This window comes from Siminovitchia sp. FSL H7-0308 (assembly GCF_037980985.1).
Lineage (GTDB): Bacteria > Bacillota > Bacilli > Bacillales > Bacillaceae_C > Siminovitchia > Siminovitchia thermophila.
This window is the reverse complement of the sequence record NZ_CP150282.1, coordinates 1,751,647-1,765,551: the sequence shown is the minus strand read 5'-3', so window position 1 is coordinate 1,765,551 and position 13,905 is coordinate 1,751,647. Positions and strand designations below refer to the sequence as shown.

The 13,905-nt window shown below is 42.3% G+C and carries 15 protein-coding genes; 4 read left to right on the top strand and 11 right to left on the bottom strand.

The features are described 5' to 3' along the window. Positions 1–46: 46 nt before the first annotated feature. The 3 genes from MHB50_RS08405 to mntR all read right to left on the bottom strand — a co-directional run bounded on the left by MHB50_RS08405 (position 47) and on the right by mntR (position 1,847). On the bottom strand, positions 47–748 hold the full coding sequence (locus MHB50_RS08405; protein WP_077113367.1) for an AIM24 family protein: 702 nt from the start codon (positions 746–748) through the stop codon (positions 47–49). A gap of 361 nt (positions 749–1,109) precedes the next feature. Continuing rightward, positions 1,110–1,322, bottom strand: coding sequence for a hypothetical protein (locus MHB50_RS08400; RefSeq protein WP_139345705.1), 213 nt, complete (start codon positions 1,320–1,322; stop codon positions 1,110–1,112). Between the two features lie 90 nt (positions 1,323–1,412). Continuing rightward, the gene (mntR, locus tag MHB50_RS08395) at positions 1,413–1,847 is read right to left on the bottom strand and encodes a transcriptional regulator MntR (protein WP_077113365.1); all 435 of its coding nucleotides are present in this window, start codon (positions 1,845–1,847) and stop codon (positions 1,413–1,415) included. A 281-nt stretch (positions 1,848–2,128) separates the two neighbouring features. Here mntR and cspD point away from each other — a divergent pair, with 281 nt between their 5' ends. Then, complete coding sequence (gene cspD, locus MHB50_RS08390) at positions 2,129–2,338, top strand: cold-shock protein CspD (protein ID WP_077113364.1); 210 nt, start codon at positions 2,129–2,131, stop codon at positions 2,336–2,338. Positions 2,339–3,166: 828 nt separating this feature from the next. On the opposite strand, the gene MHB50_RS08385 is transcribed toward cspD, so the two are convergent. Together MHB50_RS08385 and MHB50_RS08380 are read right to left on the bottom strand one after the other, a co-directional pair. Continuing rightward, the gene (locus MHB50_RS08385) at positions 3,167–3,370 is read right to left on the bottom strand and encodes a zinc-finger domain-containing protein (RefSeq protein WP_077113362.1); all 204 of its coding nucleotides are present in this window, start codon (positions 3,368–3,370) and stop codon (positions 3,167–3,169) included. Between the two features lie 26 nt (positions 3,371–3,396). Then, a complete protein-coding gene (locus MHB50_RS08380) occupies positions 3,397–4,053 on the bottom strand; it encodes a reverse transcriptase-like protein (RefSeq protein WP_205179875.1) in 657 nt (218 codons plus the stop codon). Positions 4,054–4,457: 404 nt separating this feature from the next. On the opposite strand from MHB50_RS08380, the gene MHB50_RS08375 reads away from it, so the two are divergent. Further along, positions 4,458–4,844: an RNase H family protein gene (locus MHB50_RS08375; protein ID WP_205179877.1), complete on the top strand. Its 387-nt coding sequence runs from the start codon at positions 4,458–4,460 to the stop codon at positions 4,842–4,844. On the opposite strand, the gene MHB50_RS08370 is transcribed toward MHB50_RS08375, so the two are convergent. Next, a complete protein-coding gene (locus MHB50_RS08370; protein ID WP_205179878.1) occupies positions 4,841–5,764 on the bottom strand; it encodes a 5'-3' exonuclease in 924 nt (307 codons plus the stop codon). The genes MHB50_RS08375 and MHB50_RS08370 overlap by 4 nt on opposite strands. Positions 5,765–6,177: 413 nt before the next feature. Between MHB50_RS08370 and MHB50_RS08365 the strand changes: the two genes are divergently transcribed. Further along, on the top strand, positions 6,178–6,420 hold the full coding sequence (locus tag MHB50_RS08365; protein ID WP_205179879.1) for a hypothetical protein: 243 nt from the start codon (positions 6,178–6,180) through the stop codon (positions 6,418–6,420). Here the strand turns inward: MHB50_RS08365 and MHB50_RS08360 are convergent. Next, on the bottom strand, positions 6,398–6,682 hold the full coding sequence (locus MHB50_RS08360) for a hypothetical protein (RefSeq protein WP_340085136.1): 285 nt from the start codon (positions 6,680–6,682) through the stop codon (positions 6,398–6,400). The two genes, MHB50_RS08365 and MHB50_RS08360, sit on opposite strands and share 23 nt — an antisense overlap. Before the next feature lie 148 nt (positions 6,683–6,830). On the opposite strand from MHB50_RS08360, the gene MHB50_RS08355 reads away from it, so the two are divergent. Beyond that, positions 6,831–7,106 carry a hypothetical protein gene (locus tag MHB50_RS08355; RefSeq protein ID WP_340085135.1) on the top strand — a complete coding sequence of 92 codons (276 nt, stop codon included), beginning with the start codon at positions 6,831–6,833 and terminating at the stop codon, positions 7,104–7,106. Positions 7,107–7,707: 601 nt separating this feature from the next. Here MHB50_RS08355 and MHB50_RS08350 read toward each other — a convergent pair. From MHB50_RS08350 to MHB50_RS08335, 4 genes are all read right to left on the bottom strand, one after another. Further along, positions 7,708–8,544, bottom strand: a complete 837-nt coding sequence (locus MHB50_RS08350; protein ID WP_340085134.1) for a sulfurtransferase — start codon at positions 8,542–8,544, stop codon at positions 7,708–7,710. Positions 8,545–8,558: 14 nt separating this feature from the next. Next, positions 8,559–12,170 carry a dynamin family protein gene (locus MHB50_RS08345; RefSeq protein ID WP_339163130.1) on the bottom strand — a complete coding sequence of 1,204 codons (3,612 nt, stop codon included), beginning with the start codon at positions 12,168–12,170 and terminating at the stop codon, positions 8,559–8,561. A gap of 82 nt (positions 12,171–12,252) precedes the next feature. Then, the gene (locus MHB50_RS08340; RefSeq protein WP_339163128.1) at positions 12,253–12,777 is read right to left on the bottom strand and encodes an isoprenylcysteine carboxylmethyltransferase family protein; all 525 of its coding nucleotides are present in this window, start codon (positions 12,775–12,777) and stop codon (positions 12,253–12,255) included. After that, positions 12,774–13,841: a 3-oxoacyl-[acyl-carrier-protein] synthase III C-terminal domain-containing protein gene (locus MHB50_RS08335; RefSeq protein ID WP_339163127.1), complete on the bottom strand. Its 1,068-nt coding sequence runs from the start codon at positions 13,839–13,841 to the stop codon at positions 12,774–12,776. Before MHB50_RS08335 ends, MHB50_RS08340 begins: the two co-directional genes overlap by 4 nt. Positions 13,842–13,905 lie beyond the last annotated feature (64 nt).

The window sequence follows — 13,905 nt, the reverse complement described above, 5'->3', positions numbered from 1 at the left end:
ATATAAATGTAACCTCCCTGTTTTATATTTAAGATCATATGATTTTTTACTCGCTTGACTGTCCAAAATAGGTCTCTTCATAAGGCTGAACCACCACAAAACCGTCACCTTCAAATTTCATTTGAATCGACTCGCCGCTTCCTCTGCCAAAGAAGGTTTTTAACTGAACGTCCGTTACGAATTCGGGAGACAAGTTCCCTGACCAGGCCACAGTTGCGTGAGGGTCGGTGTATACGGGGTTACCCTGTGCAATAGCTAAAGTTAACGGTTCATAATGTGTGGTAATGGCAGTCATGCCGGTTCCTGTTATCTTAATATTGAACAAGCCGCCGGCCATCATTCCGGCAATCTTCCGCATAAGCTTAATATCCCATGAAAGGGCAGGTTCAAAAGCAAGCAAGTTGTTTCCGTTTACAAACAGGGATTCATTTTTCAGATTCAGGATGGAGATTTTCTTCCCCGCATCGGCCAGGTACAGCTTGCCATTTCCATTTGCCTTCATGAGTGGGGTTCCTTCCCCGGTGAATGCCTTTTTAAATAATCTTCCGATTCCGTGTTCCAAAATCCCTTCCCGTTCAAATTTTATATTTCCTCGGTATGAGACCATTGCTCCCGCTTTTGCCCAAACCTGTCCGTCCAAATTCACCTCTAACAAACGGGGCGTCTCCAACTCAAATAAGCCTTCGCCTTTGTCTTCTTGTTGTGTTTCCCTAATAAATTCGCTGATGGAATAACGGTTTTCTGCCATCGTTGTCCCCCATCTATTTTTTTGTTATTTTTAAATTGAAAAGATCTATAAATGACAAAGCTTGCTTTAAGTCGTTGGAAAGACCGCTTAGGAGGTGCTCTTGCACGCCCCTTTTATACACGTCTTTTTCCCGCGACTTTTATCCATCCATGATCAGCGGCAAGCTTTGCAAATTCTCGTTGCAAATGATTTTTCTCCCTAAAAGTCGTGGATAGCTGTACTTTCGGGGCATTGCTGTAGGGCCTAAGATGCCAAAACAGCATAGCCGCCGGGTTTTATGATTTTCCGAATGTTTTGTAATGCGGCGATTCATTCGCTTGAATAGACGCGTCAAGCTCCTTTTCGCGAAAAAGAGGGTTATTCAAAATTTCCCGCCAAGAACAAAAGGCCAGGCCTTTCGTTCTTTTTGGCAAGTGCGATCATTTCCTGACAAGTCGAATCCTGTCACTGTAAAACCTTTCTGCTTTAAGAGATGAGCCGTATCCATCGCCGCAGCCCAAATCCCTATGTAGCCCTTTGGGATATGCTTTTGAAAAAATGGAATCATGCTCCCATTTTCCCACATTCGGCTCATGCCATGATGCAACCCGAACATCCCGCGAAGTTTTGGCGGCTTCTTCCCACGAAAAATGGTCTCATCCCAACCTGCCGCGGTTATAGGGCGTTATTTTTTTGCTTCTTCTTCCTCAGTCCTATCATGAATCAACTTCAAATCTGCTACTCTTTCCGGGTTTTCTTCGAAATATTGGACAAGATCACCAATTCGGTCAATGGAATCCCAACTCAGATGATGTTCGATTCCTTCTACATCGTCATAAATGTTCTCCTGTTTGACTCCGATCGTTTGTAAAAATTTTTCCAATAGATCATGACGCTCAACAAGGCGTTTTCCAATCTTCTTTCCTTTGGACGTCAGAATTAGCCCCCGGTACCTTTCATAAACAATGTAGCTTTCCCGATCGAGTTTTTGAACCATTTTTGTAACTGAGGAGGGATGGACTTCCAGAGCTTCTGCAATATCGGAAACTCGTGCATATCCTTTGTTATCGATTAATAAATAAATTTGTTCTATATAATCCTCCATGCTAGGAGTCGGCATGATAATCCCTCCAAATACCTTTTATAAGCACCTAAAAGTTTACTATATACAGCGGTTTTTCACAAGTAAAGGGGAATGAAAACCCTTTACTTTATTCTAATTTTCTAAAAAGTGATCACAACTTTCTGATGATTTCTTGACTCGAGGGAACGTCTAGTGTATAGTTGATGTATCATTTAGCAAAATAAGTGAAATGGACAGAGTTTTCAGTTGTTTTGTTTTATGATAATATTTTTTCATGGCACATAGCGGTGCCGTAAGATTTTAGGAGGATTAAGTGCATGCAAAACGGAAAAGTAAAATGGTTTAACAACGAAAAAGGCTACGGTTTTATCGAAGTTGAAGGCGGAGACGATGTATTCGTACATTTCACTGCCATTCAAGGCGAAGGCTTTAAAACATTGGAAGAAGGCCAAGAAGTCTCTTTTGAAATCGTTGAAGGAAACCGTGGACCTCAGGCTGCTAACGTTAACAAAGTAACCACAATATAAAATGCACAAGGCTGACTATTGCGTCAGCCTTTTTTTGTTCTAGTAAGGAAAAGGTATCTCCTGATCGGGAATGATCATTGTTTCCAATAGCAGACACTTGCTGAAGTCGTACAATTTTCCACTTAATAAAATGGAAAATAACTCAATGTGTAATAAGCGTTTAAAAGGGTAACTGCTGGCTTGATGACGACTATACCATTTGCCTTCTTGGAATTGGCCACGGAGCTTTTCTTACTTAAAAAACATTGATGTTAGGGGTTTTAGAACGTGATAGAAAGTCAATGGAAGCTTTTAGGAAGACTTAGTAGTGATTGCTGATCAGCGGAAAAACGCCAGAGAGCTTGGAAGCTGATTTGAAGTCGAGTGTGGCTTCATTAGAGGCTTTGGGGAATGTTTAAAATGGTTTATTTTATAAAAAATTTTTGTTCTGATGGTGTGCAAGGATACCAGAGTGGGGTATTCATGCTGTCAATATTATATAGTGATTGTTGCCGAGTTTGATTTTACATCATTTTGCACGTTTTTCTAAAAATGGTTGAAAGATAAAAGGCTAACTTTTGGACAAGTACCCCTTTGGATTCCATTCTTTTTGTATATATGGGGACGCCCCTAATCCTAGTGCAGGCATTCTTGCGATAGCAGCAAATAGCTTTTTCCTTTTTCTATTGTATTGATCAATGGCATTAGTCTTGCAAACCGAAAAAAATGAAGCCGCCATAACGAACTTTATATGATTTTTTAAAAACAAGAAGAGGAGTTTTTTACAAGATTTAAATACGGAAGTGTTAAGCGGAGTTTTTTGATAAAAGATGATAGGCCGCCCCACGATCATGGATCCAGCCCAGCCTCCTCCGTGTTTACCAATTCCTTGCCCTTTTCCCGCAAGCTGCTTCCAACTGTACATTGGTTGATGCAAAATTGATGGGCATATGTCTTACTGTATGCTTTTCTGAAATGCTTTTTTAAAAAGCAATCATTGCAATATTGCTGTAGGATTTCATCGATTTCTTTTATCACATGCGTACGATTCATGGAAAACATCTCCCAGCATCCAAAGCTTACTCTAACTTAGTATGACTATGGATAAATTTATTTTCAAGTGCTTGGCGCGCCAACTTATCCGCTTCCTTGTTTTGAGCCCTTGAGATTACTTCTATTGTGGGTTTGATATGAAGTTTATTTAATGTCATTTCGATTTTATCCAGCCAGCGGCATAATTCCTGTTCATAACAGGGCCATTCACCGGCGAGCTGCTTTAAAACCCCTTGTCCGTCCCCCTTGATTGTGCAAGGGGTATGGCGAATGTCCAATTGTTCCAACATGTTGACGGCGTTGAACAGCGCCACGTATTCCGCTTCGTTACTTGAAGCAATACCATCTATTTTATCATTATAACGCATGTGAAATTGATCAGCGCCGATTTCGTAATAGATGACAATACCAATGCCTGTTTCGCCGCTCTCTTTATGATAACCTCCATCGAAATAAATAGTGGGGTTTCTTGCTTCAGCCTCCACTTTTTGCTTTAATTTCCTGAATTCCTTCAGGCTCCATTCCATTCCCATATCATCTAATATCGTTATTGCTTTTATGCGATTTATTTTGGAAAAATCGTTCAAGATATATTCCAAGATTTGATCATCAAGCCAATTTGTTTCGAATTGCACTTTATCTTTATTGGGAGTTTCGTATTCAAAAGTCAACTTAATATTCATTTGACCCACCACCTATACAGTGAAATCCTTTTACTCCGCTGATAGAAGCGGAACAAAGGCTAAGATAGAAAGCATCCTATTGGCAAAACCCAGGTAATGACCCTCTTGTCGCTCCCTCGCACTCATCCATCCTCGAAAAAAATTACGCTTTTTCCTCATGCGCTGACAGTGCTGTCAAAGCTTTCCTTGTCCTATCGCCCCCAACCAATCGGGCTTTTACTGGCAGTTTGATATCCCTTTATTTTCCATTCCAGTTTTTTCCTTTAAACACTTGAAACGAAGGGCTTACTGCCAGTTAAAGCGGGACATCTGCTTGTTGGCTCCATGCGCTTATTTAGATATAATCATTTGTATTATATGTTATTTTCAGTAGAAGAAAAAATAACGGATCAGGAGATGGACAAATGATTGAAATTTACATAGATGGGGCCAGTGCCGGAGATCCTGGCCCAAGCGGAGCAGGCATTTTTATCAACAATGATGGGAAAGTGAAACAATATGCCCTCCCACTTGGGATTGCCAGCAATCATGAAGCTGAATTCCTCGCTCTCATAAAAGCGTTGGAATTATGTTCGGGAGAAGAAGATGCCATCATTTCGGTCCGGTCTGATTCCACTCTCGTTGTTGACGCCATTGAAAAACAATTTGTCAAAAATAAAAAATACACTCATCTGCTTGATCAAGCACTAAGGTTGACAGAGCAATTCAACCTTTTCTTCATTAAATGGGTACCTTCAAAAGAAAATAAAAAAGCGGACGAACTTGCTAAAAAAGCGATCCGCTTAAACTAATTTGACTTTGTCAATTCCCGGTCTGTAAATGGATGATCGAAGTCTTTTTTCAAAATTTGCAGCTGCCTTTGAACCACATTTAATTCGTGCTCATCCACATAGTCGAAGGCAGATCGCGGGATGTCATTCCAATAAGTTTTCTCGAAGTCAAATTGGAAAGGGGTGCTGCAGTTAATGGCAGCAAGCTCCCGGGATATATGCAGCAATTCCAAATGAGTTTCGATCTTGGCACGCTGTGAAGGTGTTACATCGGCGAGGTTTTCAAGAAGTGTTTCTATACTGCCGAAACGCCGGATTAACGTTAGTGCTGTTTTTTCACCGATCCCTTTTACCCCCGGATATCCGTCGCTTGCATCACCCATCAAAGCTTTTACATCTATGAGCTGATGGGGATCAAGCTGATACATCTCTTGGAATGTTTCTTTTGTGTATTTGGCATAGTTGCCGATCCCCTTTTGCAAAAGCCACACGTCTACACTTTCATCAATTACTTGTAATAGGTCGCGATCTCCCGTTAATACCGTCATTTTGGCATTGTGCCGGTTTTTGGAGCAAATCGTCCCGATACAATCATCCGCCTCATAGCCGCTCACACCAATATTCGGAATGGCAAACGCATGAGTCGCTTCCTTTGCAAAATCAAATTGCGGAATTAATTCAAGAGGAGGCGCTTCCCTGTTTGACTTATAATCTGGAAAAATGTCATTTCGATACGTTTTGCTTCCCATATCCCAACAGACGGTAATATGGGAAGGAGAGGCCGCTTCCACAGCCGACAGGATATGTCTCAAATATCCCTGAACTGCATTAGTTGGAACGCCTTTGCTATTAAACATAAAATGCTTTCTGATGGAAGTGGCGTAAAAGGCCCTAAAAAGAAGCGCCATCCCATCAATCACTAATAAGTGATTTTTTCTCATTTTATATCTTACCCCATTCTCTGTGGATTTGGCTTTACACGCCCGGGAACGTATCTGGCTCGGAAGTGATATAAAGCATTGAAGCTCATGTTCAAATTTGAGTGACATTAGGCAAATCGTCTTGCCAGAGGCTCTGCGCCAGCCAAGCTTACTTTAATTATGACATAAAAAGAGAATGAAGTCTTTTATCCGCTATTTAATCTCTATTCATCTATTTTCAAATCCCAAAATAGCCAAGAGTTTAGAAGGTTCATTTACATCCATTGTAATAGTCTACTAATAAATTAGTGTTTAGCACATTTTTTTTATTTGGGTAAGACCATTATACGGAAATTGATTTTTTCAATACATTAAGAAGGGAGGAAATAGCAATATGCGTAAAAGATATTGTCGATCTTCGAGAGATTATAGAAATGACTGTAACTGTGTTTATTGCTGTCATTTTCGTAAAAGTTGCAAAACAGGAGAGTGTTGCAATAAATGTAAAAGATATTGTCATTCTCCGAGAAATTATAGAGTTGACTGTACCTGCGATTATTGTTGGAGTCATCACAAAAGCTACAAAACGGAAGAATATCAGCATAGTAAAAGGTATTGTCATTCTCCGAGAAAAGATGACTGTAACTGTCATCATCACAAAAACTGCAAAGTTATAAACGTCATAAAATGTCCACCTGTACCACCTTGGCCAGACGGACCGACGGGGCCGACAGGACCTACGGGACTTACTGGAGCAACGGGACCGACGGGGCCAACAGGACCTATCGGACTTACTGGAGCAACGGGACCGACGGGGCCAACAGGACCTATCGGACTTACTGGAGCAACGGGACCGACGGGGCCAACAGGACCTATCGGACTCACGGGACCCACAGGGCCGACGGGACCGACGGGCGTAACGGGACCAGCATTTAACACATTTGCTGATCTTTCAGTTTATGGAGTTCGTGCGATTAATAATCAAAGTACAGTGATCTGGACTGTTGCACCATCAAGAACTTTCATTTCAAATATAGGCTTTAACGGAAGCGATTCTTTAATTATTCAACAGCCAGGGATCTATTATATGATTGGAGCACTCATGCCAAGCGTAGGAGTAGGCGGTTCATTTGGGGTGCAGATAGGTATTAATGGCACAACACCACAATTTGGATTTAGTGCTGCAAATTATGGAACTCCCGCCGGTCAAGAAGTTGTCGCCTTTGGTTTAGCTTCGTTAAATGTTGGAGATACCGTTGCACTTTTTAATATTGGAGCACCTACCTCGATTGGTGGCGCAATCGGTAACCAGCCAGATGGGCCGGCAGCTCGATTAACCATTTACAAAATTGCGGATTTATAGCCCCCTTGATCCGGAAATGAAAAAGCTATTTCGTGAATCGCGACTTTTACTCTTGATAAATCCTGAAGATACTGTCAGGATTAGGTTTATCGGGTAAACCAGAAACACGATTAGCAGTCTTCAACAATGGGATAAAGTTCATGTCAAACACATAGTAGCACAGACCAAGGCTTGTGCTACTATTTTTAGTAGAGGTTAAACATTCTTCGGGACTGTTTATGGCCATATTGAAAATTTGACTTGGCAATCTGTTTTTGGTTTACTACTGCGCTTTACAATGGAGGGGCTTGTCTTGAAAAGCATGTACGTTCCGGTCATTTCCAATTGCTTTTTTTATAAACACCGCAGAACATGATTGCTTCTGTATCATTTAGTACAAGTAAATCATTCTTTCATCGCGGTGTTCCTTCGTTCGATTTAGTCATTTAAATCATTTGTTTATTGATAATCGTAGTACATTAGAAAGTAGTAAAGTGGGAGTAATATGAAAATGTTAATGCCCGAAGTAAAAACGCAACTGCCGAGACACTGGCCAAGCTTCCCTTAAACCAAACGCCTCCCCACATTGGTGCATGATTCCGATCATTCCGAACTCAATCCCCTACTGCCCGTTTCCCTTTTCAACCTCATTTTCCGGATAGGAAACCCAGTCGGAATAACTTCCCGCGTACAGCTTGACCTTTTCAAACCCGGCCTCTAATAAGGCGATTATATTTGGCGTGGCAGAAACACCGGAGCCGCAATACACAATGATGTCATCTTCTTTTTTCAAGTGCGAAAACCGCTTTTTCTGTTCCTCGGGACTTTTCCAGCGGCCTCCTTCAAAGCTCTCGGTCCAAACGCAGTTAATGGCACCCGGGATATGGCCCGGGATGCGGTCTAGCGGCTCTTTTATTCCCAAATAGCGTTCTTTGGCCCGTGAATCTATCAAAACAGCCGAACGGGAAATCGTCTGCTTTTTAACCTCTTCATAAGAAGCTAACATGGAATGGTCCAATCGTATCTCAAACTGGGCGCGTTCAAATTCAGGGATGTCGTCTGTTACAGGCAACCCCGCCGCCTCCCAGGATTTCATGCCCCCGTCAAGAACGAAAACTTGTTCATGGCCCGCATATGTCATGAGCCACCAAAAACGAGAAGCAAAACAGCCTTCTCCCCCATCATAAGCAATGACATGCGTATGATTGCCAATGCCGGCTGCTTCCAATTTTCTTTTGAAAGTTTCCATATCGGGCAAGGGGTGGCGCCCGCCATGGGCTTTTACCTCTCCTGATAAATCGGATCCCAAACCAAAGTGGATGGCGCCGGGGATATGCTTCATCTCATATATTTTTCGCCCTTTGGATGGATCTCCCAACTGATAGGTGCAATCTACGATTCTGACATTTTTATCTCCAAGCCTATCTTTGAGCCATTTGACCGTTTTTATATGTTTCATGTCTTTCCTCCTCTTTATGACAAACTGGCGAGAGCATCGCGCAGGCGAATCCATTCGGACAATTTCCCCGCGTCTTCAAAGGCGACGAGCCAAGCCTCAAATTGTGCCTCGGCATCCCTTTGTATATGTTTGATGAGAAGGCTGTATTCTTGCTCGAGCAATTGCTGATAATGCCGGCTCAACTGTGCCAAACCTTCCTGCAAATAGTCGTCTGCAAGTGGCGAAAGGATGGATTCCAAATATTCTTCCATTCGTTTCTTACCGTTTTGTTCGAAAAAGGATTTTGTGTTCTTGAAATATTTAAAGGCCCCTTCAAGTTGGCGCTTTTCAATCGTTTGAAAAGCAGGCTCAAAATCAATGGATTCCGCTTTTTCAAACTCGATTGGAGAAAAGGCCAAGTCCTGCTGAATGTCTTTTGCTTCTGTCAACATTTGCTCAAAGCGTTCTTTCAACAACTTTTTCGCAAACTGTTCGAGACGTAATGAAGTAGCCCTCAATTCCTGGGCAAAGTCAAATCCGGCTGCTTGTAAATATTCATCCAACGCTTTATGGAGTGAATCGCGCTGTTGCAAGCTTGCGGGGTTAAAAGCTTCCTTAAAGAAATCCGGCAGCCTGAAAAATACCCTCTGTTTCACATAGTGGACTAATTCCTGCGCTTCCTGATGCAGCCTGTCAGGCATGGAGCCCGGTTGAGCAGAGCTGAGCCATTGATTTAATTGATCTCTCGCTTCTAGCAGTGCTCGTTTTCTTTCCCCTTTTATATGTTCATCCTCGCTAGCAGCCGCAATAATTTGGTCGAGCAGCGTTCTTGCCCGTTCAAATTCCGCTTCGACTGATTGCACCGCCATTTGCGTCAAGTCGGAATCAAGAAATTGCCGAAACACATCCTGGAACTCACCAATACCAGACTGTTCTCTCGTTTCTTGCTGCAGGGCCTGCTTGCTTGACAAGCCAAAAATTCTCGGGAAACGGATGCCGTATTCGGTAAGCTGGCTTTTGACGTACCGTAATACATCATCCACCTCACCCTTGGAAGATGCCAGATCAATAGCATTTACGATAAAAAACATCTTATCCAGTTCAAAAGCGTCCTTCACTCTTCCCAATTGGATCAGAAACTCCCTGTCGGCCTTTGAAAATGCATGATTGTAATACGTGACGAATAAAATCGCGTCCGAGTTTTTAATATATTCGAAAGCAACTCCCGTATGCCTTGCATTGATTGAATCGGCTCCAGGAGTGTCTACAAGTGTCACTCCCTTGCGTGTAAACGGACAGTCATAGTATAAATCGATTGATTCGACGAAGCATGATTTTGATTCCACTGCCACAAACTGTTGGAAGTCTTTTAAATCAGTTTGAATATCATGTCCCAATTCGCCCTTAAATACCTCATACCCGGTCATAAAAGCGGAAAGGAAAGATAAATGCACTTTTTCATTTCCATCATTCCGGTCGGCTTGTTTGGCCAACACTGTGGGGATAAGTGAATGGGCTTCATCCAATGTATGGGCTGTATGGCCAAACAGTTGCAATGACTGGCTTACGTCGGCAAGCATGTTTTCCGCCGTTTTGAACCGGACAACGGCTGTGCCGTGCTCATGCTTGTTATCGGGCGGACAAATTCTGTTGATGGCCGCCGTTGTCGGGTTCGGTGATACCGGAAGGACAGTTTCTCCAAGCAAGGCGTTGGCAAAAGATGATTTTCCGGCACTAAAAGCGCCAAATAAAGCAATTGTAAACCGGCTGTTTTTTAATCTGTTCACTTTTTGCCGCAACTGCTCTGTGATACGGTGAAATTGCTTTTCTTTAGCTAAAAGCAAGGCGGCTTGTTCCATTTTGGCCAACGTTTCATCGACAGGGACTGTTAGAGTGGCTGTTGTTTCATGCCCGCCCACAATCTCTTCTTTATGTTCTTGTTCATTCTCTAGCATATGTCGGCTTTCATCAAATACTTCCACCTGTTGCTCCAATGACTTCCATTCCGAAATCATTTCTGTTAACCGTTCTTCCTCGGTTCCGGTAGGTTCGGTGATGATGTCCGCTTTTTCATCAAACTCCTTTTCTATTTCTGCCGCTTTGCCCAGGGCGTCCGTCATTTCTTTTACTTGCTTCAGCTCTTGGCGAAGCGAGCTCATTTCTTTTTCAGCCCTCTTCTCCATTTCTTTTGTGATGAGTTGTTTCAACTCCTCGGATTGGCTGACTGCTATTCTTTTGATCCGAGTTGCAATCTCTTCACAATAATTCAGTACATATTCTCCCGTTACACGGGCTCCTTTTTTGATCGTTTCAATGAACAGCCGGTCATCTATGTCCATTTTTAAACTTTGGGCCGCAGATTCAAGTTCGGAGTTGAATACTTGCGCCTCAGACAGCTTTTTGGCGAACAGCTCGCGCATATGCCACTCCAATTCTGTTTCAACCTGCTTTTTTACCTGCTCGGAAAAAGTGCGCAACCGCTGTTCTCTTTCGGTTTCTGTTTTTGCTTTGCTTCGAAAGAAACCGACTTTAAATTCGGGCTGGTATGCCTCCAAAAACTTTTCCGCCGCTTCCCTCGTTTCGTATGGCATTAAATAGGCGTTTTTCAATAAACGCTCCCGTTCCTGATCCAATTCACTAGCCCAGCGGCTTCCTCTTTCGGACAATTCCTCCAATTGGCTTTCAAGGTGTTCCTCTTTTTGAAAAGCCTCAGCGATACGTTCCTGCGAATATTGGGAAAGCACATTGTCATATGGTTCAATTGCCAAGGACTTTTGTTCCTGTAGCCAGATTTTGTGTTCTTCCATCAATTGACTGTGGGCTGTTTGAATGGTTTCTTCCATCCATTGTTTATGGTCGAGCATCGCATGTTGAATAATCGTTTTTACTTCAAGAAATTCATTGTGTTCATGATGAGGATCTTTCAAAGTAGTAAAAAACATTTTTTCCGGATGGACATCCCAGGATGCAAATGCATGTTGCACCGACTGCTTATAATCGTCGAAAGACAGCTCGCTGTCATTATGTTTATCAATTTGGTTAATGATTAAATAAAGCCTTACCCCATGCTTTAACAAATTTTTTGTATAAATAAAGTTTAATTCCGACTGCACATGATTGTAGTCCATCACATAAAAAACAAGATCGGCCAAATGAAGTGCCGATTCGGTTGACAGCCGATGAGCGTCGTCTGTGGAGTCCACCCCCGGCGTGTCCATTATCGTGATTCCCTCCGGAATTTTACTCGTGGTTTTGCCAATCTCAATTTCAAGCGCATCACCATTTTTGCAAAATTGCTTTACTGTTTCAAAGCTGTATGGCGCATGAAATACGAGCGGCTTCTTATTTTGATAATACACTTTGGCAAATTCATGCTCGGACGCAAAAACTTTTACGAGGTTTGCACTCGTGGGAATGGGGCTTGAAGGAAGAATCTCCTCCCCAATCAAGGCATTCACCATCGTTGATTTGCCGGCAGAGAAATGGCCGCTGAAAGCTGCGATAAAATCATTGGAATAGATTTTTTTTAGTAATTTTTTGGCTTTGTCGACACGTTCCCCGTCACCATTTTGCTCAAACCTTTCAATGAAAGTTAATGATTTTTCAAGCAGGGAAACTCTTGCGTCTTTTTCCAGTACTTTTAGCATCCTTTTGATTAACCCCTTAATGTTACTTTTCTTTTTTCTACTCCATTTTACCTAATTTTTCGCTTTTTTCCCATAGTAATCGTCAGAAATGAATGTCGTAATCTGTATTTTCTTTGAGGGCTCTTTCTTCCAATGGAATTCTTACCATTAGAATGACCTGGTTTAAAATAAAAAAGACACAAGCCGTTACGTAAGCTTGAAATAATAAAGGAATCACCAATAATTCAATTGTTACAATGAAATAATTTGGATGCTTCATATATTTAAACGGACCCTTTTTCACCACTTCCGCGCCTGGGAGGACGATAATTTTGGTATTCCAATATTTGCCCAGGCTGGAAATGACCCAAACTCGTCCCATTTGAACAATGATAAAAAGGAACAGCAAGAGAGGCCAATAAGGATGCAAAGATCGGTTCATGAGAAAAGTTTCTACTATTAAAGAGATGAAAAATCCCACATGGATCAAAACCATAAATCTGTAATGATTATGGCCATACTCCTTGGCACCCTGTTCTTTCATCCAGCGCTCATTGCTGTTGGCAATGAACAATTCCACTACCCGTTGAAAAATCAAAAAAGCCAAAAATATGATAAACACCATCATTGCCACCTGACCAAAAGCATTTCCGAACTAAAGCCGGGGCCAAGCGCCGTAATCAGTCCATAGTCGCCATCACCGATTTGTTTTTCTAAAAACCGTTTAAGGACAAATAAAACGGTTACAGAGGACATGTTTCCATAATTCATCAATATTTCAAGGGAATCAGCTGTTTTATCCGGAGGGAGGCCAAGCGATTTTTCATAGGCGGAAATCACTTTTTTTCCTCCGGGGTGGGCAATAAAGTGGTCGATATCTTCGATATGAAGCCCATGATGTTCCAAGAACCCTGTTGCGTTTGGCTTTAGCCATTTTTCAATCAGGGAGGGAATGCTTCTTGAAAAAACGACATACAATCCATTATCTTTGATATTCCATCCCATTACATCCAATGAGTTTTCCAGCAATGTGGACTGCGTCCCCACAATGTGCGGGACGTGTTGTTTGACACTTTCCAATGATACATGGTCACCGGCAACGAGAACAGCTGCAGCTCCGTCTGAAAACAGAGAAGTGCCGATCAAATTGCTCTTGGAAACGTCATCTTTTTGAAAAGTTAAGCTGCATAATTCTACTGCAATGACGAGGACTTTTTCATTGGGGAATGCCCGGCAATACTCAAAAGCCCTAGAAAGACCTGCGGCACCTCCCGCGCATCCAAGGCCCCAAATCGGAATTCTTTTCATATTCCGGGAAAATGGCAATTCATTCATCAACCTGGCATCCAGGCTTGGGGTCGCCAGCCCCGAGGTGCACACCATAAACATAGCGCTGATTTCCTCGTGACTTATATGTACGTCATCCAGGCAGTCGTTGACAGCCTGCTTGCACAAGGGAAGGGCGCACTCCAAAAAAGCATCATTTTTTTCAGAAAAGGAATGGTCCTCATCGTACCATTCCAGATTTTTTGCGATATGTCTCTTTTTAATGTGGCCGTTATGAAAAACAGAAAGTAAACGTTCCACATCTTTAAAAGAATGGGAAAATAATTGCCTGGCAAACTCTACAGCTTGATCTTGTGAAACAATATGTTCAGGAACTCCTGTTCCAACTGATAGGATCTGCGGCAACTTCCTATCCCCTTTCCCGCTTTTCTTTATCCCGCATGTAAGGTGCCGTAATACTCCTACTTCA

What these genes read in the sequence shown, in the direction of transcription:
- MHB50_RS08345 (WP_339163130.1), bottom strand. Translation starts at nt 12,170, where the DNA reads ATGCTAAAAGTACTGGAAAAAGACGCAAGAGTTTCCCTGCTTGAAAAA.
- mntR (WP_077113365.1), bottom strand. Translation starts at nt 1,847, where the DNA reads ATGCCGACTCCTAGCATGGAGGATTATATAGAACAAATTTATTTATTA.
- MHB50_RS08400 (WP_139345705.1), bottom strand. Translation starts at nt 1,322, where the DNA reads ATGAGCCGAATGTGGGAAAATGGGAGCATGATTCCATTTTTTCAAAAG.
- MHB50_RS08370 (WP_205179878.1), bottom strand. Translation starts at nt 5,764, where the DNA reads ATGAGAAAAAATCACTTATTAGTGATTGATGGGATGGCGCTTCTTTTT.
- MHB50_RS08380 (WP_205179875.1), bottom strand. Translation starts at nt 4,053, where the DNA reads ATGAATATTAAGTTGACTTTTGAATACGAAACTCCCAATAAAGATAAA.
- MHB50_RS08350 (WP_340085134.1), bottom strand. Translation starts at nt 8,544, where the DNA reads ATGAAACATATAAAAACGGTCAAATGGCTCAAAGATAGGCTTGGAGAT.
- MHB50_RS08375 (WP_205179877.1), top strand. Translation starts at nt 4,458, where the DNA reads ATGATTGAAATTTACATAGATGGGGCCAGTGCCGGAGATCCTGGCCCA.
- MHB50_RS08355 (WP_340085135.1), top strand. Translation starts at nt 6,831, where the DNA reads ATGATTGGAGCACTCATGCCAAGCGTAGGAGTAGGCGGTTCATTTGGG.
- cspD (WP_077113364.1), top strand. Translation starts at nt 2,129, where the DNA reads ATGCAAAACGGAAAAGTAAAATGGTTTAACAACGAAAAAGGCTACGGT.
- MHB50_RS08405 (WP_077113367.1), bottom strand. Translation starts at nt 748, where the DNA reads ATGGCAGAAAACCGTTATTCCATCAGCGAATTTATTAGGGAAACACAA.
- MHB50_RS08365 (WP_205179879.1), top strand. Translation starts at nt 6,178, where the DNA reads ATGACTGTAACTGTGTTTATTGCTGTCATTTTCGTAAAAGTTGCAAAA.
- MHB50_RS08340 (WP_339163128.1), bottom strand. Translation starts at nt 12,777, where the DNA reads ATGATGGTGTTTATCATATTTTTGGCTTTTTTGATTTTTCAACGGGTA.
- MHB50_RS08385 (WP_077113362.1), bottom strand. Translation starts at nt 3,370, where the DNA reads ATGAATCGTACGCATGTGATAAAAGAAATCGATGAAATCCTACAGCAA.